At 72.3% G+C, this 20176-nt stretch carries 20 protein-coding genes and 1 pseudogene; 17 read left to right on the forward strand and 4 right to left on the reverse strand.

Annotated elements, in window-relative coordinates; genetic code table 11:
• Positions 1 to 96: 96 nt before the first annotated feature.
• The 4 genes and pseudogenes from ACWER9_RS29460 to ACWER9_RS29475 form a co-directional block, all read right to left on the reverse strand.
• A pseudogene (locus ACWER9_RS29460) lies at positions 97 to 342 on the reverse strand (ATP-binding cassette domain-containing protein); the annotation flags it as partial.
• Positions 339 to 941 carry a PadR family transcriptional regulator gene (locus ACWER9_RS29465; RefSeq protein WP_452304911.1) on the reverse strand — a complete coding sequence of 201 codons (603 nt, stop codon included), beginning with the start codon at positions 939 to 941 and terminating at the stop codon, positions 339 to 341. The gene ACWER9_RS29465 and the pseudogene ACWER9_RS29460, both read right to left, overlap by 4 nt.
• A gap of 52 nt (positions 942 to 993) precedes the next feature.
• Positions 994 to 1431: a ferritin-like domain-containing protein gene (locus ACWER9_RS29470; RefSeq protein WP_452304912.1), complete on the reverse strand. Its 438-nt coding sequence runs from the start codon at positions 1429 to 1431 to the stop codon at positions 994 to 996.
• On the reverse strand, positions 1428 to 1841 hold the full coding sequence (locus ACWER9_RS29475; RefSeq protein WP_452304927.1) for a hypothetical protein: 414 nt from the start codon (positions 1839 to 1841) through the stop codon (positions 1428 to 1430). The genes ACWER9_RS29470 and ACWER9_RS29475 overlap by 4 nt, the downstream gene beginning before the upstream one ends.
• A gap of 268 nt (positions 1842 to 2109) precedes the next feature.
• On the opposite strand from ACWER9_RS29475, the gene rimP reads away from it, so the two are divergent.
• From rimP to ACWER9_RS29560, 17 genes are all read left to right on the forward strand, one after another.
• Complete coding sequence (gene rimP / locus ACWER9_RS29480) at positions 2110 to 2799, forward strand: ribosome maturation factor RimP (protein ID WP_452304913.1); 690 nt, start codon at positions 2110 to 2112, stop codon at positions 2797 to 2799.
• On the forward strand, positions 2796 to 3839 hold the full coding sequence (nusA, locus tag ACWER9_RS29485; protein ID WP_396781486.1) for a transcription termination factor NusA: 1044 nt from the start codon (positions 2796 to 2798) through the stop codon (positions 3837 to 3839). Before rimP ends, nusA begins: the two co-directional genes overlap by 4 nt.
• A 16-nt stretch (positions 3840 to 3855) precedes the next feature.
• Positions 3856 to 4188 (forward strand): YlxR family protein, encoded by a 333-nt coding sequence (locus ACWER9_RS29490; RefSeq protein WP_452304914.1) that lies wholly within the window; start codon positions 3856 to 3858, stop codon positions 4186 to 4188.
• Between the two features lie 93 nt (positions 4189 to 4281).
• The gene (infB, locus tag ACWER9_RS29495) at positions 4282 to 7299 is read left to right on the forward strand and encodes a translation initiation factor IF-2 (protein ID WP_452304915.1); all 3018 of its coding nucleotides are present in this window, start codon (positions 4282 to 4284) and stop codon (positions 7297 to 7299) included.
• A 90-nt stretch (positions 7300 to 7389) separates the two neighbouring features.
• A complete protein-coding gene (locus ACWER9_RS29500; RefSeq protein ID WP_452304916.1) occupies positions 7390 to 7686 on the forward strand; it encodes a DUF503 domain-containing protein in 297 nt (98 codons plus the stop codon).
• A 125-nt stretch (positions 7687 to 7811) separates the two neighbouring features.
• A complete protein-coding gene (rbfA, locus tag ACWER9_RS29505; protein WP_452304917.1) occupies positions 7812 to 8294 on the forward strand; it encodes a 30S ribosome-binding factor RbfA in 483 nt (160 codons plus the stop codon).
• On the forward strand, positions 8291 to 9340 hold the full coding sequence (locus ACWER9_RS29510; protein ID WP_452304918.1) for a DHH family phosphoesterase: 1050 nt from the start codon (positions 8291 to 8293) through the stop codon (positions 9338 to 9340). Before rbfA ends, ACWER9_RS29510 begins: the two co-directional genes overlap by 4 nt.
• 102 nt (positions 9341 to 9442) lie before the next feature.
• Positions 9443 to 9850 (forward strand): hypothetical protein, encoded by a 408-nt coding sequence (locus ACWER9_RS29515; protein ID WP_452304919.1) that lies wholly within the window; start codon positions 9443 to 9445, stop codon positions 9848 to 9850.
• Positions 9850 to 10059: a DUF6186 family protein gene (locus ACWER9_RS29520; protein WP_030489477.1), complete on the forward strand. Its 210-nt coding sequence runs from the start codon at positions 9850 to 9852 to the stop codon at positions 10057 to 10059. Before ACWER9_RS29515 ends, ACWER9_RS29520 begins: the two co-directional genes overlap by 1 nt.
• A 624-nt stretch (positions 10060 to 10683) precedes the next feature.
• On the forward strand, positions 10684 to 12009 hold the full coding sequence (locus ACWER9_RS29525; protein WP_452304920.1) for an MATE family efflux transporter: 1326 nt from the start codon (positions 10684 to 10686) through the stop codon (positions 12007 to 12009).
• An 89-nt stretch (positions 12010 to 12098) separates the two neighbouring features.
• Entirely contained in the window at positions 12099 to 12983 is an 885-nt protein-coding gene (truB, locus tag ACWER9_RS29530; protein WP_452304921.1) for a tRNA pseudouridine(55) synthase TruB, read from the forward strand.
• Positions 12984 to 13059: 76 nt separating this feature from the next.
• Positions 13060 to 13989 (forward strand): bifunctional riboflavin kinase/FAD synthetase, encoded by a 930-nt coding sequence (locus ACWER9_RS29535; protein ID WP_452304922.1) that lies wholly within the window; start codon positions 13060 to 13062, stop codon positions 13987 to 13989.
• Between the two features lie 199 nt (positions 13990 to 14188).
• Positions 14189 to 14458, forward strand: a complete 270-nt coding sequence (gene rpsO, locus ACWER9_RS29540; protein WP_030337594.1) for a 30S ribosomal protein S15 — start codon at positions 14189 to 14191, stop codon at positions 14456 to 14458.
• A 227-nt stretch (positions 14459 to 14685) separates the two neighbouring features.
• A complete protein-coding gene (locus ACWER9_RS29545; protein WP_452304923.1) occupies positions 14686 to 17067 on the forward strand; it encodes a polyribonucleotide nucleotidyltransferase in 2382 nt (793 codons plus the stop codon).
• A 47-nt stretch (positions 17068 to 17114) separates the two neighbouring features.
• Complete coding sequence (locus tag ACWER9_RS29550; RefSeq protein WP_452304924.1) at positions 17115 to 18539, forward strand: M16 family metallopeptidase; 1425 nt, start codon at positions 17115 to 17117, stop codon at positions 18537 to 18539.
• A gap of 110 nt (positions 18540 to 18649) precedes the next feature.
• Positions 18650 to 19417, forward strand: coding sequence for a 4-hydroxy-tetrahydrodipicolinate reductase (dapB, locus tag ACWER9_RS29555; protein ID WP_452304925.1), 768 nt, complete (start codon positions 18650 to 18652; stop codon positions 19415 to 19417).
• Between the two features lie 105 nt (positions 19418 to 19522).
• Positions 19523 to 19993 (forward strand): GNAT family N-acetyltransferase, encoded by a 471-nt coding sequence (locus tag ACWER9_RS29560; protein ID WP_452304926.1) that lies wholly within the window; start codon positions 19523 to 19525, stop codon positions 19991 to 19993.
• The last annotated feature ends 183 nt before the right edge of the window (positions 19994 to 20176 follow it).

A 20176-nucleotide genomic window follows, 5' to 3' on the forward strand; every position in this document is an offset into this window, starting at 1 on the left:
TGGAGGCGTTCGCCGGCGTGGTCGGGCCGCGCGCCGAAGACCCGGTGGACCTCATCGAGTACGACTGGTCGGCCCAGGAGTGGACCCGGGGCTGCCGCGGCGGTCCAGCACCCCCAGCGGTTGCCCCTCGACCCGGACCTCGCCGCGGGTCGGACGGTCCAGCCCACCGGCGAGGGCCAGCAGGGTCGACTTCCCCGAGCCGGACGGCCCCATCACGGCGACCAGCTCGCCGGGCCGGACGACCAGGCTGACACCGCGTAGCGCGTGCACCGCGGCCGGCCCGCTCCCGTGGGTTCGGTGGACGGCGCGGAGGTCCAGCACCGCGTCGTCCGACCCGCTCACCGTCGCGCCTCCTCGCCGGCCCACCGGGCCGCGTCACCCGCCTCGGCGGCACCGGGGCGGGCGACGGGAGGCGCCGGGCCGCTGGGCTGGTGCCGCACCAGGCTGGTCTCGCAGTGGTCCAGCCAGCGCACCTCCGCCTCGGCCTGGAACACCATCGAGTCCAGTACGAGGCGCCAGGGCAGGTCCTCCGGCCGGTTGCTGCCGTACTTCAACCGGGTCAACTCCTGCAGGGCCCTCATCGTCGCGCTGCGTTGGGCCTGCACCACCGACCGGACGTCGACCCCGGGGGTGGTCAGCGCCAGCGCCAGCTTGATCGCCAGCTCGTCACGGGGCCGGTCGGTACGGCTGATCGGGGTGGCGAACCACAGCGCCAGGTCCGCCCGGCCGGCGTCGGTGATCTCGTACGGGCGCTGCCCGGCCTCGCTCTCCGGCAGCGGGCGCACCAGACCGTCCCGTTCCAACCGGGACAGCGTGGTGTAGACCTGCCCGATGTTCAGCGGCCAGGTCGAGCCGGTCGACTCCTCGAACGCGGCGCGCAGCTGGTAGCCGTACATCTGGCCGCGTTCGAGCAGGGCGAGCAACCCGTGACGGATGGACATGGCATCGGAGTATGCATACCTGGTATGCGGACCGCAACCGGAGCGGGCCGGCTCAGGTCGGGCGACCGGGGAACGGGACGGTCAGCGGGGTCTGACCGGCCGTCTTGCGCCACCGGGTGGCCCGCACGGCGTACTCGACGAGGGCGGCCAACGCCTGGTCCCGGTCGGCGCCCGTGGTGGACGCGAGGGCGGCCCGCCAGTGCGCGGCCGTCCGCTCCTCCACCTCGGCGGCGAGCCGCAGCGCGCTCGCCCGGTCGGTGACCGGGAACGGCAGGGCGTACCCGGCGCGGTCCGGCGGGATGACGCCGCCGGAAGCGGTGAGCTGCACCACCAGCGCGTCGCGTCGACGGCGGTGGGCGGCCTCGGCCTGGCGGGCGGCGTCCCGCGCCGCGCCGTTGAGCCGGACGCCGATCCGCCCGTAGGCGTAGATGGCTGCGTACTCGGCGGACAGGGCAGAGGCGAGCGCCTCCTCGGCGGACGGCTGCCTCACTTCAGTGCCTCCTGGTGGGTGGCCCGGGCGGCGACGATCGACCCGAGCAGCGCCGCCCGTTCGGCGGGTGCCGCGGCGCAGGCGGCGGTGGCGGACTGCTGGGCGGTCTTCTCCAGTGCCCGCAGAGCGGCGCGCGCGCCGGTCGGGTCGGCCGCCGGTGCGGTGGTCGGGGCGGCGGAGGCCGCCGACGGCAGGGTCACGCCGATCACCCTGGCCAGTTCGGTGGCGTGCGCGGTGTGCGTCTCGGCGATGGGGGTGAGCCGGTCGGCCAGCTCGGGATGGGCTGTCGCGTTCGCCCGGTACGCGGCGGCGAGCGCCAGTGACTCGTCCACCATCGGCCGCAGCGGGTCGGGCGGTGGGGCGGGTTGGTCGTCGCGGTCGAAAAGATCACAGCCGGTCAGCGGCGCCATGGCGCCGCCGAGCACCACCAGCACCCCGGCACCCAGGAGCTTTCGCCGGGAATGTCCGGATGCTTGGTCGCGCTGTGTCGTTCTGCCGATCCCCACCGGCCAAGTCAACACCATGCGCGCCGGTCCGGGGGGCACCGGCGTCGGTGCGCCGCCCGGCCCGCCGCCGGGCAGGCGCGTTACGCTCTGCGCAACCACCGGCGTGTCCACTCCGGTGGCGTGCCGGCATGGCGGGACGACCGGCACCGTCGACCAGGGAGAGGGTGCGGAGATGACGCAGCGTGGCCGTGCCACCAGGCCGACGGGTCGACCCCGCGACGCCGCGGGTCCCCGCGGCGGTGACCTCGCCGCGCGGCGGGCCCGACTGCGAGCCGTGATCGAGCCGGTGGTCAACGACGCCGGCTACGACCTGGAGGACCTGTCGGTCTCCCGGGCCGGCCGCCGGCACGTGGTGCGGGTGATGGTGGACACCGACGGCGGGATCGACCTGGACGCCGTCGCCGACGTCTCACGCGCGGTCTCGGCCGCGCTTGACGCCGCGGAGGAGACCGGCGGCGACATCGTCGCCGGCGAGTACCAGCTCGAGGTCAGCTCGCCCGGCGTCGACCGGCCGCTCACCCTGCCCCGCCACTGGCGTCGCAACGTGGGGCGACTGGTGAAGGTGACCGTCCGGGGCGCGGCCGCGCTGCCCGGCCAGCGGGGCGAGCAGCCCGCGGGTGACCGCCAGCTGACCGGCCGGGTGGTCGCGGCCGACGACGAGAGCGTGCACCTGGAGACCGACGCCGGCCGCGCCACCTGGACGTACGCCCAGCTGGGCCCCGGCCGCGTGCAGGTCGAGTTCACCCGGCTCGCCGAGCTCGGTGAGCCGGACGACGAGTTCGACGACGCGGATGATTCCGACGAGATCGACGATTCAGACGACATCGACGACGAAGATGATGTGGAGGACGAGGAGAGGTGAACATCGACCTCGCGGCGCTGCGCGCACTCGAGCGCGAGCGGGAGATCCCGTTCGACACGATCCTCGCGGCGATCGAGACCGCGTTGCTGACCGCCTACCGGCACACCGACGGGGCCGAGCCGCACGCCCGGGTGGAGATCGACCGCAAGTCGGGCGCCGCCCTGGTGTACGCACAGGAGATGGACTCCGACGGCAGTCTGGTGCGGGAGTGGGACGACACCCCGCACGACTTCGGCCGGATCGCCGCCATGACCGCCAAGCAGGTGATCCTCCAGCGCTTGCGGGAGGCCACCGACGAGGTGCACTTCGGTGAGTACGTGGGCCGCGAGGGTGACCTGGTCACCGGCGTGGTGCAGGCGCACGAGACGCGTACCGAGAAGGGCATCGTCAGCGTCGACCTGGGCAAGCTCGAGGGCGTGCTGCCGCAGTCCGAGCAGGTGCCCGGTGAGCGGTACGCGCACGGTGAGCGGGTCCGCTGTGTCGTGGTGCACGTGGCCAAGGGCATGCGCGGGCCGCAGATCACCCTGTCCCGGTCGCACCCGGCGCTGGTCAAGAAGCTCTTCGCCCTGGAGGTGCCGGAGATCGCCGACGGCACCGTGGAGATCGGCGCGATCGCCCGTGAGGCGGGCCATCGCACGAAGATCGCCGTCCGCTCCACCACCCCCGGGGTGAACGCCAAGGGCGCCTGCATCGGCCCGATGGGTCAGCGGGTACGTGCCGTGATGAGCGAGCTGCACGGTGAGAAGATCGACATCATCGACTGGTCGGACGACCCGGCCACCTTCGTCGGCAACGCGTTGTCGCCCGCGAAGGCGCTGCGGGTCGAGGTGGTCGACCTGGCCGGCAGAGCCGCCCGGGTGACGGTTCCCGACTTCCAGCTCTCGCTCGCGATCGGTCGGGAGGGGCAGAATGCCCGACTCGCGGCCCGATTGACCGGTTGGCGGATCGACATCCGCTCCGACGCGGAGCAGACCGCGCCGGCCGCGCGTGGGGTGACTGATCACGTGCGGGAGCCGGGCGGCGCGATCTCGGGCAGCTAGGGGTAGACTTCTTCCAGTGGTACGACGCACAACGCCGGAACGCACCTGTGTGGGTTGTCGGCAACGTGCGCCGGCCAGCGAATTGCTGCGGATCGTCGCGGTCAGGGACGAGGCTGGTCACAGCCTCCGGCCTGATCCGCTCCGCAGGCTGCCGGGTCGGGGAGCGAACATGCACCCGGATCCGGCCTGCTTCGCGCTGGCGGTGCGGCGCCGCGCCTTTGGGCGTGCGCTGCGCAGCACCGAGGTCCTCGACCACGGTGCGCTGGCGGAGCACGTCGATGCGCCAACCACTACGTCCGGTCAGCCCGACCGGGCGAGGGTCGCTAGCAGGGTAGGACGACCGACATGAGCACACGATGAAGTCCCTGAAATGACCAGGCTTCAAGTGCACGAGTGAGGTCGCTGCGGGTGCTGCCCGCACGACCTCGGAGTGAGGAGTGCAGTGGCAGGCAAGGCCCGCGTACACGAGCTTGCAAAAGAGCTCGGGGTCGAGAGTAAGACCGTTCTCGCCAAGCTGAAGGAAATGGGCGAGTTCGTGAAGTCCGCGTCCAGCACCGTCGAGGCGCCCGTCGCCCGGCGGCTGCGTAACGCATTCGTCGCGTCCGCCGGTGCCCCGGCTCCGGCCGCCGCCCCGTCGGCGCCCGCGTCGACGCCGGCTTCCACCCCGACCCCGACACCAACCCCGACCCCGGGTGCGCCCCGGGTCTCGGCCAAGCCGATGCCGCCTCGGCGGCCGGCCGCGCCGACGCCCGGTCCGAAGCCCAAGGGGCCGGTGCCCGGCGCGCCGCAGTCGGCGACCCCGGTCGCCAAGCCGGCGAGTGCCCACGACATCGAGGTGGCGGCCGCGGAGGCGCGTGCCGCCGCGCTGAAGGCTGAGCAGGAGGCCGCGGTCAAGGCCGCCCAGGCCGCCCGCCAGCAGCAGCGGGAAAACCCCGTCCGCCGGGAGCCTCCGGCAGAGGGTGGCAACCGTCCCGGCCCCCGGCCGGGTCCCGCGGCGATGCCGCCCCGTCCCGGTTCGCCGGCAGCTCGTCCGAGCACCCCGGCACCCGGTCCGGGTGCCCGGCCGGGCGGTCGCCCGCCGGCGCGCGGTGCCGGTAACAACCCGTTCGGCATCCAGGGTGGCCAGCAGCAGCGGCCCCCGGCCGCCGGTGCGGGTGGCCCTCGGCCCAACACCCCGGCGGGCATGCCGCCGCGGCCGAGCCCGAACTCCATGCCGCCGCGGCCCAGCCCGGCGTCCATGCCGAGCCAGCGTCCGGCTGCCGGTCGTCCCGGCCCCGGTGGCGCTGGTCGTCCCGGTGGCGGCGCTGGTCGCCCCGGTGGCGGTGGCGGTTTCCGTGGCGGTCCCGGCGGTGGCGCCGGTGGCGGTGGCGGTTACCGCGGCGGTCCCGGTGGCGGCGCGGGTGCCGGCGGTGGCGGTGGCTACCGTGGCGGTCCCGGCGGCGGTGGCGGTGCTCCCGGTGGCGGTTTCCGCCCGGGTGCTCCGGCCGGCGGTGGCGGTCGTCCCGGTGCCGGTGGTCGTGGCCGTGGCGGCGGTGCCGCGGGTGCCTTCGGGCGTCCGGGTGGCCGGCCGACGCGCGGTCGCAAGTCCAAGAAGCAGCGCAGACAGGAGTTCGACAACCTGTCGGCTCCGACCATGAGCTCGGGTGCTCCCCGGGGTCAGGGTCAGGTCGTCCGGCTCTCCCGTGGCGCCTCGCTGTCGGACTTCGCCGACAAGATCAACGCCAACCCGGGTTCGCTGGTCCAGGAGATGTTCAACCTGGGCGAGATGGTCACCGCGACCCAGTCCTGTTCCGACGACACCCTGCAGCTGCTGGGTGAGCACCTGGGCTTCGACATCCAGATCGTCAGCCCGGAGGACGAGGACCGCGAGCTGCTCGCGCAGTTCAACATCGACCTCGACGCGGAGGTGGCCGAGGAGCGTCTGGTCAGCCGTGCGCCGGTGGTGACCGTCATGGGTCACGTCGACCACGGTAAGACCAAGCTGCTCGACGCCATCCGCAAGGCGAACGTCGTCGCCGGTGAGGCGGGTGGCATCACCCAGCACATCGGTGCGTACCAGGTGCACGTTCCGCACGATGGTGTGGACCGCGCGGTGACCTTCATCGACACCCCGGGTCACGAGGCGTTCACCGCCATGCGTGCTCGTGGCGCCCAGGTGACGGACATCGTGATCCTGGTGGTCGCGGCCGACGACGGCGTGATGCCGCAGACCATCGAGGCGTTGAACCACGCCAAGGCGGCCGACGTGCCGATCGTGGTCGCGGTCAACAAGGTCGACAAGCCGGACGCCAACCCGGACAAGGTCCGCCAGCAGCTGACCGAGTACGGCCTGGTCGCCGAGGAGTACGGCGGCGAGACCATGTTCGTCAACGTGGCCGCCAAGCCCGGCATCGGCATCGAGGAGCTGCTCGAGGCCGTCCTGCTGACCGCCGACGCGTCGCTGGAGCTGACCGCTCCGATCGACGGGCCGGCGCAGGGTGTGGCCATCGAGGCGCACCTGGACAAGGGCCGCGGTGCGGTGGCGACGGTGCTGGTGCAGAAGGGCACCCTGCGGGCGGGCGACTCGATCGTCGCCGGTGGGGCGCACGGCCGGGTCCGGGCCATGCTCGACGAGAACGGCAACCAGCTCTCCGAGGCTGGGCCGGCGCGTCCGGTCATGGTGCTGGGTCTGACCGCGCCGCCCGGTGCGGGTGACACGTTCCTCGCCGCGGCGGACGACCGTACGGTGCGACAGATCGCCGAGCAGCGACAGGCACGGCGGCGGGCGGCGGCATTCGCCAACTCCCGTGGTCGGGCCACCCTCGAGACGCTCATGGAGCAGCTCAAGGAGGGCGAGAAGACCTCGCTCAACCTCATCCTCAAGGGCGATGTCTCCGGTTCGGTGGAGGCCCTGGAGGACGCGCTGTTCAACCTCGACATCCCCGAGGAGGTCCAGCTCAAGGTCCTCGACCGGGGCGTCGGCGCGATCACCGAGAGCAACGTCATGCTCGCGAGCGCCTCGTCCGAGCCGGTCACGATCATCGGCTTCAACGTGCGGGCCTCCAACAAGGTCCGTGAGATGGCCGACCGCGAGGGCGTGGAGATCCGGTACTACACCGTCATCTACCAGGCCATCGAGGAGATCGAGGCAGCGCTCAAGGGCCTGCTCAAGCCGGAGTACGAGGAGGCCGAGCTGGGCACCGCGGAGATCCGCGACGTGTTCCGCTCGTCCAAGATCGGCAACATCTCCGGCTGCATCGTCCGGTCGGGCATCATCCGACGCAACGCGAAGGCTCGACTGCTTCGGGACGGGACGGTCGTGGCGGACAACCTCACGATCACCTCGCTCAAGCGGTTCAAGGACGACGCCACCGAGGTCCGCGAGGGCTTCGAGTGCGGTCTGACCCTGGGTGGTTACAACAACGTCCAGGTCGGCGACGTCATCGAGACCTTCGAGATGCGGGAGAAGGTTCGCGCCTGATCCGGCAGTGACACGCTGATCAAGGGGTTTACGCCGACCGGCGTAAACCCCTTGATCATGCGGGGTGGGATGCCGGTATCGTCCGGAGCGATGTTCACCGGAACCGCGGTCTTCGACCTGCTGCTGCCGGGCGACTCCCGGTCGCTCAAAGCCAAGAGATCATATGTACGGCCGATCGTGGCGGCGCTGCGCCGCTTCGAGGTCTCGGTCGCCGAGGTGGGTGCGCTCGACCTGCACGGTCGAGCGCAGCTTGCGGTGGCCGTGGTGGCCGCCGAGACGGCGCACGTCCGCGAGGTGCTCGACTCCTGTGAGCGCCTGGTGGCCGGCCGCCCCGAGGTCGAGTTGCTGTCGGTTCGACGCCGGCTCTACGGCGTGGACGACGACTGACCGTGGTGCTGGCTGTGCCGGGCGACCGGAGCGGCCACGAAGGTAGTGTTCGAGATGTTGGCCGGTCGGCCGGTGGCCTACGGGCGCCGGGTCGACCGGGAGCAGGACGCCGTGGAGGTGGCGAGATGTCTGATCCGGCCAAGGTACGCCGGCACGCGGAACGGGTGCGCGAGCTGGTCGCGTCGGTGGTGCGGAGCCAGATCAAGGACCCGCGGCTCGGGATGATCACCATCACCGATGCCCGGATCACCGCTGACCTGCGCGACGCGACGGTGTTCTACACGGTGCTCGGTGACTCGGTGGCCCAGGCGGACACCGCCGCGGCGCTGGAGAGCGCCAAGGGGATGCTGCGCAGCACCGTCGGCAAGGCCCTCGGTCTGCGCCACTCGCCGACCCTCACGTTCGTCCTCGACGACGTACAGGACCAGGTCAAGCACATCGACGACCTGCTCGCCGCGGCCCGCAACGCCGACGCCGAGGTGCAGCGGCTCGCCGCCCAGGCGAAGTACGCGGGCGAGGCCCAGCCGTACCGGGTGGACGACGAGGACGACGAGACGGACGAGGCCACCGACGTCAAGGAGACCCCGCGGGGTGGGGACACGCGGTGACCAGCACCGCCAGCGCCCCGCTCGCCGGGGCAGCCGGGCTCGGTCCCGCCGAGGCGGCCTGGGCCGCGGCCGAGGCGTTGGTGCGGGATCTCCCGCCGACCGGCCGGGTGCTGCTGATCTGCCACGTCAACCCGGACGGTGACGCGCTGGGCAGCATGCTCGGCTTCGGTCTGGGCCTGCGGCAGCTCGGCGTACGCGACCTCCAGGCGACCTTTCCCGGGCCTCCGGAGGTGCCGGAGCCGTTCCGTGGGCTGCCCGGACTGGACCTGCTGGTCCCGGCGGACGCCGCCGATCCGGCGCCCGATCTGGTGATCTGCTTCGACGCGGCGAGCGAGTCGCGCCTCGGCGCGTTGGCCGGGCGGTTGTCGTCGGCGGGCGCGGCGCTGGTGCTTGACCACCACGCCTCCAACCCCGGTTTCGGCACGGTCAACCTCGTCGAGCCGGGTGCGGCGGCCACGTCGGTGGTGGCCGAGAAGCTGCTGGACCGGCTCGGCGTGGTGGTGGACCAGGCCATCGCCGAGTGCCTCTACACGGCGCTGACCACGGACACCGGCTCGTTCCGGTTCGAGGCGACCACTCCGGCGGTGCACCAGATGGCCGCCCGGTTGCTGGCGACCGGCATCTCGCCCGGGGACATCTCCCGGCGGGTCTTCGACACCCGGCCCTTCGGCGCGGTCCGCCTCTTCGGTGAGGTGATGGGCCGGGCCGAGTTGGAGCCGGCCGCCGCCGGGGGCCGTGGGTTGGTCTGGACCTTCGCCACGCTTGACGACCTGGCTCGGCACGACCAGCGGCCGTACGTGCTGGAGGCGCTCATCGACTCGGTGCGCTGCACCGCCGAGGCGGACGTGAGCTGTGTGGTGAAGCAGACGACGCCCACCGAGTGGGCGGTGTCGATGCGCAGCAAGGGTGCGGTGGACGTCAGTCGGGTCGCGGTCGCGCTCGGCGGTGGCGGCCACACGTTCGCGGCCGGGTTCACCGGTCGGGGCACCGTCGAGCAGGTGGTCGAGTCGATTCGCCGGCAGTTGGACGACGCGCTGATCGGCTGACGCCGCCCGCGCCGGCCATCGAGCTGTCGGTCCGGAAGATCAGGGTCAGCTCCGGGGAGTGTTGGTCTTCCCGCGCTCCGTGATACCGGGAAGAATCGCGGGATGGAGCAGCCGCACGACCTCACCGTGGAGGCCCCCCGAGCCTGGGACCGGCCCGCCGTCTCCGTTCCCGTCCTCGTCTGCCTGTCGCTCGTCGGTGGCCGGTTCGCGTCCTTCTCGACCGAGGCGAATCTGTTCACCCTCGGCACGGGTGGGGTGCTGATCTGGCTCGGTCTGAGCAACCGGGTGCCCCGCCGGCCCGCGCCGCGCCGGCTGGGCGCGGGGGCGGCCTGGTGGGCGGTTCCGGTGGTGGTCTTCGGCGTCTTCGAGGGCGCGACCTTCGTGATGGCCGCCGGCGACGACTTCCCCACCTTCTCCCGGCTGGCCGATCCTCTCCTGGAGGACCACCTGACCCGCTCGGCGGTCTGGTTCGCCTGGTTGGGCGCGTTCTGGGGGCTGGTGCGGCGATGATGCGAGCGCTCGCGATCGGCGGGTTCCTGACCGCACTGGTCCTCTTCGCGGTGGTCGAGTGGATGGCTCGGCGCGAGGGGTCCCGCATCCCCACACTGGGCGAGGTCTGCGCGTACGTGATGCGCTACGAGGTCGGTTCGGTGCCGGTGGGCCGGATCGGTCTGTTCGGGTTCTGGTGGTGGCTGGGCTGGCACTTCCTGGCCCGCTGAGCCGGGTTGGCGACTGTCCAGATGGCGGGAACCCTGAGCAGCATGTGGACCTGAACGATAACTTGGGAGAAGGCCGGTGCCGCCTGACGGTGCAGGTCATGGGCGGTGGTGCCACACCCCGCGCTGCCTCCCTCCAGGGTCGGATCGACCCGGGCTCACGCTGCCCAGTCGGCTGCTCCGGTAACCCCGGACCGCCGTGGGGCGCTCAGCACGACCGCCCGTGAGGGTCGCCGCGTGTCGGCGGCTCCCGCCCTGGAATGAGGAGCGCCACCATGCCGAACAAGCCCAAGCCCGAGACCACCACCGACGACGCCCGCGAGCAGGCCCGCCGCGCGCTGCAGACGTCGATGGACACCCGCCAGTGATCCGACCCGTCCGGCGCTGACCCCTCGGGTCGGGGCGGTCGGAGGAGCCGGACGTCTCCTGGTTCACCTTTGGAGCTGAATCGTCTGCGACATCACGTTCGCGAGCCGTTCGGGCCTTCCCGGCCGGCGTGATTCGTCTACGACATCAGCTCCAAAGCCCCTGAACAGGGCGACGAACACCCGCCGAAGGGGTGCACCGCCCAGGTAAGTGCTCGGCGGGATTGCGATCCTTACTGGGCTCGTGCCAGGATCGGCGGCGATGACGCAGACCGCCGCCGCCACCGACCGATCCGCCTCGCCCCGGCGGATCGCCAGCCTGGCCCTGCCGGCGCTCGTGGTGCTCGCCGCCGAGCCGCTCTACGTGCTCGTCGACACCGCCGTGGTCGGTCACCTCGGCCGGGTGCCGCTCGCCGCGCTCGCCGTCGGTGGCACGGTCATGACGCTCACCGCCTGGGTGGGCACCGTCGTCGCGTACGGCACCACGGGCCGCGCCGCCCGCCGTTTCGGGGCGGGCGACCGGGCAGCCGCGGTCGCCGAAGGCGTCCAGTCGTCCTGGTTGGCCCTCGGTGTCGGTCTGCTGATCGCCGTCGGCATGCAGATCGGCGGGGGCGCGCTGGCGCGTACCCTCGCCGGAGGTGGTGGCGACGTGGCCGACGCCGCCGCCGAATGGCTGCGGATCGCGGCCCTCGGCGCCCCCGGCCTGCTGCTCGCCGCCGCCGGCAACGGCTGGCTGCGCGGTGTGCAGGACGCCCGCCGCCCGCTGTACTTCGTGCTCGGCCCCAACCTGCTCTCCGCGCTGCTCTGCCCGCTGCTCGTCTACCCCGTCGGGCTGGGTCTGGTCGGCTCGGCGGTGGCCAACGTCGTCGCGCAGACGCTCTGCGGGGTGCTCTTCGCCGCCGCCCTGGTCGCCGAGCGGGTGTCGCTGCGGCCCCGACCCGGCGTGATCCGCCAACAACTGGTGCTCAGCCGGGACCTGCTGATCCGGGGGCTGGCGTTCCAGGCCAGCTTCCTGTCCGCGACCGCCGTCGCCGCCCGCTTCGGGGCCGCCGCCGTCGGGGCGCACCAGATCGCCCTGCAACTCTGGTTCTTCACCGCGCTGGTGCTCGACGCCCTCGCGATCGCCGCGCAGTCGCTGGTCGGCGCCGCGCTCGGGGCCGGCGACGACACGGCGGCGCGAGCGCTCGCCCGCCGCGTCGGGCTGCTCGGCGGCATCTGCGGCGTGGGCTTCGCGCTCGTCGTCGCCGCCGGCGTGGGCGTCGTGCCGTCGTGGTTCAGCTCCGATCAGGGGGTACGCGAGCAGGCCCTGGTCGCGTGGCCGTGGTTCGTCGCCATGCTGCCGTTGGCCGGGGTGGTGTTCGCCCTCGACGGCGTGCTGATCGGCGCGGGCGACGTGCGCTACCTGCGCAACCTCACCATCGTGGCGGCGCTCGGCGGCTTCCTGCCGGTCATCTGGCTGGCGTACGCGCTCGACCTCGGGCTGGGCGGCATCTGGGCCGGGCTGACCCTGTTCGTGGTGATCCGGCTGGTCGCCCTGCTGCTACGACTGCGCAACGGCAGGTGGGCGGTGACCGGCGCGGTCCGCTGAGGTTCCCCACCGACGCCGCCGGTCGTCCGGGTCACGCGCGGCCCGCCCACGCACCGCCGGGTGGGTGCCATCTGGCAGGCTTGGCCGACGTGAGCACCGATGGTCTGATCGTGGTCGACAAGCCCGGCGGCATGACGTCGCACGACGTGGTGGCGCGGATCCGCCGACTGGCGAAGACCCGACGGGTCGGGCACGGCGGCACCCTCGACCCGATGGCGACAGGCGTGCTGGTGATCGGTGTCGGCCGGGCCACCCGGCTGCTGACCTACGTGATCGGCGCCGGCAAGAGCTACACCGGCACCATCCGGCTCGGCCAGACCACCGTCACCGACGACGCCGAGGGCGACGTGATCGCCACCACGCCCGCCGGGCAGGTCACCGACGACGCGATCCGGTCCGCGCTGGCCGGGCTCAGCGGCGAGGTCGACCAGGTGCCGAGCGCGGTCAGCGCCATCAAGATCGACGGGCAGCGGGCGTACAAGCGGGTCCGTGACGGGGAGAGCGTCGAGCTGCCCGCGCGGCGGGTCACCATCTCCCGGTTGGAGGTGCTGGCGATCCGCCGCACCGAACCGGACGTGGTGGACGTGGACGTGGACGTGACCTGCTCCTCCGGCACGTACATCAGGGCCATCGCCCGGGACGCGGGCCTGGCGCTCGGCGTCGGCGGGCACCTCACGGCGCTGCGGCGCACCGCGGTGGGTGGCTTCACCCTCGCCGAGGCGGCGACCCTCGACGAGTTGGAGCAGCGCGCCCCGGACGTGGTGAACCTGCCGCTCGACGCGGCGGCCGACAGGTTCTTCGCGCGCCGGGAGGCCACGCCCGACGAGGCCCGGGTGCTCGCCCACGGCGGACCACTCGACCCGGCCGGCCTCACCGGGCCGTACGCCGTCTTCGGGCCTGCCGGTGGCCTGATCGCTATCGTCAGCGAGCGGGACGGGCGGGCTCGGGCGGAGATCGTGCTCGCACCGGCCTGACAGCGAGGCGCAGGTCCGCCGGCCCGCGGCCGGCGGTGTCGACCCGCCGGCCGGCGGGACAGCAGAGAGGAACGGCATGCAGCGGTGGCGGGGCTACGACGCGGCGCCCGGCGGGTGGGGACGCTCGGTGGTCACCATCGGCGTCTTCGACGGCGTGCACAAGGGGCACCAGGCGACGATCGGGCACGCCGTCGCCCGGGCCCGCGAACTGGGCGTGCAGTCGGTGGTGGTCACCTTCGACCCGCACCCGGCCGAGGTGGTCCGGCCCGGTTCGCACCCCGCGGTGCTCACCGAGCCGGCCCGTAAGGCCGAGCTGATCGAGGCGCTCGGCGTGGACGTGCTCTGTGCGGTGCCGTTCACCCAGGAGTTCTCCCGGCTGCCGGCCGAACAGTTCGTGCACGACGTCCTGGTCGAGCACCTGCACGCGGCGTTGGTGGTGGTCGGCGGCAACTTCCGCTTCGGGCACCGGGCCGCCGGCGACGTGGCGCTGCTGGAACGGCTGGGTCGGACCTTCGGCTTCGGCGTGGAGGGCGCGCCGTTGGTCGCCGAGGACGGCACGGTGTTCTCCTCCACCTACATCCGGTCCTGCGTCGACGCGGGCGACGTCGGCGCGGCGGCAGCGGCGCTGGGCCGCCCACACCGGGTGGAGGGCGTCGTGGTCCGCGGCGACCAGCGGGGCCGGGAGCTGGGGTTCCCCACCGCCAACCTGCTCTGTCACCGCTACGCGGCGGTGCCCGCCGACGGCGTGTACGCGGCCCGGCTGATCCGCCGTGGCCAGCGTGAGTCGCTGCAGGCGGCGGTGTCCGTGGGCACCAACCCGACCTTCTCCGGCCGGGAGCGGCGGGTGGAGGCGTACGCGCTCGACTTCTCCGGCGACCTGTACGGCGAGCGGCTGGCCCTGGACTTCGTGGCGCATCTGCGTGGTCAGATCCGGTACGACTCGATCGAGCCGTTGATCGCCCAGATGAACCTGGACGTCGAGCGCACCCGGCGCGTGCTGGCCTGATCGGCACCTGTCGTCGAGACGCCACCGAGGCCCTTCGCCGGGTGTTACCGGCGAGTGCTGGTAGTCTTGCCGGGACGTCGGGTGACCGGCGTGGGGCCTCGCGTGCCTGCTCGACGCCGCGGGTGCGAGGAACCGGTCCGTTCCCGGTCCACCGGGACGACGGACACCCACTTGATCAACCCACCGAAACAGGGAGAACATGGCGCTCGATCAAGAAGCCAAGGCCAGCATCCGCGCGGAGTACGCGACCGCCGAGGGCGACACCGGTTCGCCGGAGGTCCAGGTCGCGGTCCTCACCAAGCGCATCGCTGAGCTGACCGAGCACCTGAAGGTGCACAAGCACGACCACCACAGCCGCCGTGGGCTGCTGCTGCTGGTCGGCCGGCGCCGTCGGTTGCTCAACTACGTCCAGAAGAAGGACATTGCCCGCTACCGGTCGCTCATCGAGCGGCTCGGCCTGCGCCGGTGACGTGACGGGGGAGTGGCCGGACGGCCGCTCCCCCGTACCGCGTCCCACCTGAAGAAACACGGGCCGCGCGACCACCCGAGAGGGAGCCGGTCAGCGTACCGGTCTCCGGTAGTGGCCCCCGGGAACCCCGGCATCATGCCGGCCACCCGGGCGCTTCGATCGAAGACCGGCCGGCTGAGCAGCTCCCCGATGTCGTGGGCCCACGACGCGAAGGAGCACGACAGCACATGACCGAGACCAAACTCGGCACCGAATCCCGCACCGCCGTGATCGACAACGGGTCCTTCGGCACCCGCGAGATCACCTTCTCCACCGGCCGGCTGGCTCGCCAGGCCGCCGGTTCCGTCATCGCCCAGTTGGGCGAGACGGTCGTTCTCTCCGCCACGACCGCCGGTAAGCACCCGAAGGAGCAGTTCGACTTCTTCCCGCTGACCGTCGACGTCGAGGAGCGGATGTACGCCGCGGGTCGCATCCCCGGCTCGTTCTTCCGCCGCGAGGGTCGGCCCAGCGAGGACGCGATCCTCACCTGCCGGCTGATCGACCGGCCGCTGCGCCCGTCCTTCGTCAAGGGCCTGCGCAACGAGGTCCAGGTCGTCGAGACCGTCCTCGCGCTCGACCCGCAGCACCCGTACGACGTCGTGGCGATCAACGCCGCCTCGATGTCGACCAAGCTGTCCGGCCTGCCGTTCTCCGGCCCGATCGGTGCGACCCGCGTCGCCCACATCGACGGCCAGTGGGTCGCCTTCCCGACCCTGGAGGAGCTGGCCCGGGCCACCTTCGACATGGTCGTCGCGGGCCGCACGCTCGACGACGGCGAAGTCGCCATCATGATGGTCGAGGCCGAGGCCACCCCGAACGCCGTCGCCCTGATCTCGGCCGGTGCCACCGCCCCGACCGAGGAGGTCGTCGCGAGCGGCCTGGAGGCCGCCAAGCCGGCGATCCGCGAGCTGTGCCGCGCGCAGAGCGAGCTGGCCGAGGTCGCCGCCAAGCCGGTCACCGAGTTCCCGGTCTTCCTGGACTACCAGGACGACGTCTACGACGCGGTCGCCGACCTGGCCCGCGCCGACGTGTCCGAGGCGATCACCATCGCCGGCAAGGCCGACCGTGAGGAAGCCCTGGACCGGGTCAAGGGTCGGGTCGCCGAGGAGCTGGGCGCTCGCTTCGAGGGCCGGGAGAAGGAGCTCAGCGCCGCCTTCCGGTCGCTGACCAAGTCCGAGGTGCGCAACCGCGTGCTGCGCGAGCAGGTCCGCATGGACGGGCGTGGCCCGCGCGACATCCGGGCGCTGACCGCCGAGGTCGGCGTGCTGCCCCGGGTGCACGGTTCGGCGCTGTTCGAGCGGGGCGAGACCCAGATCCTGGGTGTGACCACGCTGAACATGCTCCGCATGGAGCAGATGGTGGACACGCTGTCCCCCGAGAACCGCAAGCGCTACATGCACAACTACAACTTCCCGCCGTACTCGACCGGTGAGACCGGCCGGGTCGGCTCGCCGAAGCGTCGCGAGATCGGCCACGGCGCTCTCGCCGAGCGCGCGCTGATCCCGGTGCTGCCGTCGCGCGAGGAGTTCCCGTACGCCATCCGGCAGGTGTCGGAGGCGCTCGGCTCCAACGGCTCCACCTCGATGGGTTCGGTCTGCGCCTCGACGCTGGGCCTGCTCTCCGCGGGTGTGCCGCTGAAGGCGCCGGTCGCCGGCATCGCGATGGGCCTCATCTCCGACGAGGTCGACGGCAAGACCCAGTACGTGACGCTCACCGACATCCTCGGTGCCGAGGACGCGTTCGGCGACATGGACTTCAAGGTCGCCGGCACCCCGGAGTTCGTCACCGCGCTCCAGCTCGACACCAAGCTCAACGGCATCCCGTCGGACGTGCTGGCCGCCGCGTTGCAGCAGGCGAACGAGGCCCGGCAGGTCATCCTCGGTGTCATGAAGGCGGCGATCGAGGCTCCGGCCGAGATGTCCGACTACGCGCCGCGAGTCACCACCGTCAAGATCCCGGTGGACAAGATCGGCATGGTGATCGGCCCGAAGGGGCAGACCATCAACGCGATCCAGGACGAGACCGGCGCCGAGATCTCCATCGAGGACGACGGCACGATCTACGTCGGCGCCACCAACGGCCCGTCGGCCCAGGCGGCCGTCGACCGGATCAACGGCATCGCCAACCCGACGCTGCCGAAGCAGGGCGAGCGATTCCTCGGCACGGTGGTCAAGACCGCCGCGTTCGGCGCGTTCATCTCGCTCCTGCCGGGCCGGGACGGTCTGCTGCACATCTCCAAGGTGGGCGACGGCAAGCGGGTCGAGCGCGTGGAGGACTTCCTCAACGTCGGTGACCGGGTCGAGGTCGAGATCGCGGACATCGACGCCCGCGGCAAGATCTACCTCGACAAGGTCCGCCCGGAGGGCACCGAGGCTCCGGCCGCCGGTGAGGCCGCCGCCGGCGACCGGCCCGCTGGTCGGGACCGGGGCGACCGGGCTCCGCGTGACCGCGGTGACCGGGAGCGCGGCGGCGACCGTGGCGGGCGTGGCCCGGAGCGCGGCGGCGAGGGCGGCGGCGGCGAGGGTGGCGAGGGCGGCGAGCGTCCGCGCCGCCGGACCCGGCACAGCTGACCGTCGTACACCGCATCACCCACCCCTCGTCGAACCGGGAGCACCACGTGAGTCGGGCCTTCAGCGCGCCGTTTCCGCCGGATCGACGGGGGGTGGCTCCGCGCCGGCGCGCCGGCCAGTCGAGTCAGTCTCGGGCCGCCGGGGCGGGCCGCTCCGGCGGCGCCACCCGCGCGGTGACCCGGACACTCAGCGACGACCCGCTGGGCGGCACGGTACGTCGTACCGTGCTGCCCAGCGGCCTGCGCGTCCTCACCGAGGCGATCCCCGCGATGCGCAGCGTCTCGTTCGGCATCTGGGTGGCGGTCGGCTCGCGCGACGAGACCGGCCCGCAGGCCGGTGCCGCGCACTTCCTCGAACACCTGCTCTTCAAGGGCACCCACAAGCGCACCGCGCTGGAGATCTCCTCGCAGATCGAGGCGGTGGGCGGTGAGACCAACGCCTTCACCACGAAGGAATACACCTGCTACTACGCCCGCGTGCTGGACGAGGACCTGCCGCTGGCGATCGACGTGATGTGCGATCTGGTCGCCGACTCGCTGTTGGAGCCGGCCGACGTCGAGACCGAGCGCGGCGTGATCCTCGAAGAGATCGCCATGCACGACGACGAGCCGGGTGACGAGGTGCACGACCTCTTCGTCCAGGCCGTCTACGGCGACCACCCGCTGGGTCGGCTGATCTCCGGCACCGCCGAGACCGTCACCCCGATGACCCGCAAGCAGATCCAGAGCTTCTACCGCAGCCGCTACACCGCGCCGCAGATCGTCATCGCCGCCGCCGGCAACCTCGACCACGCCGCGGTGGTCAAGCTGGTCCGTCAGGCCGTGCGCGGCACCCCCCTGGACAGCGACCCGGCCGGCCCCGCGCCGTACCGCGCGGCGACCCCCGCGGTACGCACCAAGCCGGCGACCACCCTCGTGGAGCCGAAGGAGACCGAGCAGGCGCACGTCATCCTCGGCTGCCCCGGCATCGACCGGCTCGACGATCGGCGGTTCGCCCTCGGGGTGCTCAACAACGTGCTCGGCGGCGGCATGTCCAGCCGCCTGTTCCAGGAGATCCGCGAGCAGCGCGGCCTGGCGTACTCGGTCTACTCCTACGCCAGCCAGTACGCCGACACCGGCCTGTTCGCCGTCTACGCCGGCTGTGCGCCGGGCAAGGTGGACGAGGTGCTGGCCCTGACCCGTGCCGAGCTGGCCCGGGTGGCCGCCGACGGGTTGACCGAGGCCGAGGTGGCCCGGGGCAAGGGCATGAGCAAGGGCTCCTTCGTGCTCGGCCTCGAGGACACCGGTTCCCGGATGAGCCGGCTGGCCAAGGGTGAGCTGCTCTACGGCGACCTGATGCCCGTCGACGAGCTGCTCCGCCGGGTCGACGAGGTCACCGTGGAGGACGTGAACGTCCTCGCCGCCGAGCTGCTCAGCCGACCGATGTCGCTGGCCGTGGTCGGCCCGTTCGGCGCCGGCGACTTCGCGGTCTGAGTCGTCCCGCCCTGGCGTGGGCGGCGCCCTTCTGAGCGTGGCATCCCGGCGGGTGGATGCCGCCGGATCCGGCCCGAGGGGCACGTCCCGATTGGGATAGGTTGTGCCCCGTGACTGACGAGCAGGAGAAGACCCCGGCCCAGCAGCTGCGGGTCGGCGTGTTTGGTGCCCGAGGCCGGATGGGCGTCGAGGTCTGCAAGGCGGTCGACGCCGCCGACGACCTCACCCTGGTCGCGTCGATCGACCAGGGCGACAGCCGCTCCGCGGTCTCCAACGCTCAGGTGGTCGTCGACTTCACCACGCCGGACGTCGTCATGGACAACCTCAGGTGGTGCATCGAGCAGGGCATCAGCGCGGTGGTCGGCACGACCGGCTTCACCGAGCAGCGGCTGGAGCAGGTCCGCGGCTGGCTGGCGGGCAGGCCCGAGGTGGGCGTCGTCATCGCCCCGAACTTCGGCATCGGCGCGGTGCTGATGATGCAGTTCGCCGCGCGCGCCGCCCGGCACTTCGAGTCCGTCGAGATCATCGAACAGCACCACCCGCGCAAGCTGGACGCCCCGAGCGGCACCGCCACCCACACCGCCCGGCAGATCGCCCGGGCCCGCGCCGAGGCCGGCCTCGGCCCGGTCCCGGACGCCACCAAGGACGAGGTGCCGGGTGCGCGCGGCGCCGACATCGATGGGGTACGCGTCCACGCGGTGCGCGCCACCGGCCTGGTCGCCCACCAGGAGGTGCTGCTCGGCGGCACCGGCGAGACGCTGACGATCCGGCACGACTCGTACGACCGGGTGTCCTTCATGCCGGGTGTGCTGGTGGCCGTCCGCGCGGTGCGCAACCGCCCCGGTCTCACCGTCGGCCTGGACGCCCTGCTCGACTGACCGACCCGCCCGGCATCGTTGCTGACGTAGATCTTGGACAGTTACCGTCACGCGCTGACGGAAACTGTCCAAGATCTCGGCGCGCGGACCGGGTAGCATCCGCCGATGATCAATGGTGGACATCTGGACCGCGCCGGCCGGCCGGTCACCCTGCGCCCTGTCGACGACGACAACTGGCGGGCGGTGGCCGATGTCGCCCCGCGCGACGACCAGCGTCGCTTCGTTGCCGCGCTGGGCGCGCGTTACCTGCTGCTCAGCATGCGTACCGAGGTGTGGAACTCGCTGGCGGTGTACGCCGGCGAGACCGTCGTGGGCCACGTCATGTGGGGCGTGGACGACGACGGCTCGCACTGGATCGGCGGGATGCTGATCGACGCCGCCGAGCAGGGCCGGGGTGTCGGACGGGCCACCGTGCAGACGCTTGCTCCCTGGCTGGCGGCCCGGGAGGGCAACCCCCCGGTCCGCCTCTCGTACCACCCCGACAACACCCAGGCCGCATCCCTCTACACGTCCCTAGGCTTCCACCCCACAGGCGCCATGGACGACAACGAGCTCATAGCCCAACAAAGCCCCTAACCCCCTGCCCTCCCTGCCCCCTTCCACCCCCGCGATCTTGCACTTTCTGTCGCGACATAAGACTCATCACCGACATCTCGACAACCCAAACTGCAAGATCTGTGAAGGTTGCTGTCAAGCGGTGGCTTCGAGGATGCGCCAGATTTGGCGGGCTATGTAGCGTTTGAGGCTGCGGGTGATCTC

This window comes from Micromonospora sp. NPDC003944 (assembly GCF_053605225.1).

What these genes read in the sequence shown, in the direction of transcription:
- ACWER9_RS29525 (WP_452304920.1), top strand. Translation starts at nt 10,684, where the DNA reads ATGACGCAGACCGCCGCCGCCACCGACCGATCCGCCTCGCCCCGGCGG.
- ACWER9_RS29500 (WP_452304916.1), top strand. Translation starts at nt 7,390, where the DNA reads ATGTTCACCGGAACCGCGGTCTTCGACCTGCTGCTGCCGGGCGACTCC.
- ACWER9_RS29465 (WP_452304911.1), bottom strand. Translation starts at nt 941, where the DNA reads ATGTCCATCCGTCACGGGTTGCTCGCCCTGCTCGAACGCGGCCAGATG.
- ACWER9_RS29475 (WP_452304927.1), bottom strand. Translation starts at nt 1,841, where the DNA reads ATGGCGCCGCTGACCGGCTGTGATCTTTTCGACCGCGACGACCAACCC.
- rbfA (WP_452304917.1), top strand. Translation starts at nt 7,812, where the DNA reads ATGTCTGATCCGGCCAAGGTACGCCGGCACGCGGAACGGGTGCGCGAG.
- ACWER9_RS29545 (WP_452304923.1), top strand. Translation starts at nt 14,686, where the DNA reads ATGACCGAGACCAAACTCGGCACCGAATCCCGCACCGCCGTGATCGAC.
- rimP (WP_452304913.1), top strand. Translation starts at nt 2,110, where the DNA reads ATGACGCAGCGTGGCCGTGCCACCAGGCCGACGGGTCGACCCCGCGAC.
- ACWER9_RS29535 (WP_452304922.1), top strand. Translation starts at nt 13,060, where the DNA reads ATGCAGCGGTGGCGGGGCTACGACGCGGCGCCCGGCGGGTGGGGACGC.
- ACWER9_RS29520 (WP_030489477.1), top strand. Translation starts at nt 9,850, where the DNA reads ATGCGAGCGCTCGCGATCGGCGGGTTCCTGACCGCACTGGTCCTCTTC.
- ACWER9_RS29560 (WP_452304926.1), top strand. Translation starts at nt 19,523, where the DNA reads ATGATCAATGGTGGACATCTGGACCGCGCCGGCCGGCCGGTCACCCTG.
- ACWER9_RS29515 (WP_452304919.1), top strand. Translation starts at nt 9,443, where the DNA reads ATGGAGCAGCCGCACGACCTCACCGTGGAGGCCCCCCGAGCCTGGGAC.
- rpsO (WP_030337594.1), top strand. Translation starts at nt 14,189, where the DNA reads ATGGCGCTCGATCAAGAAGCCAAGGCCAGCATCCGCGCGGAGTACGCG.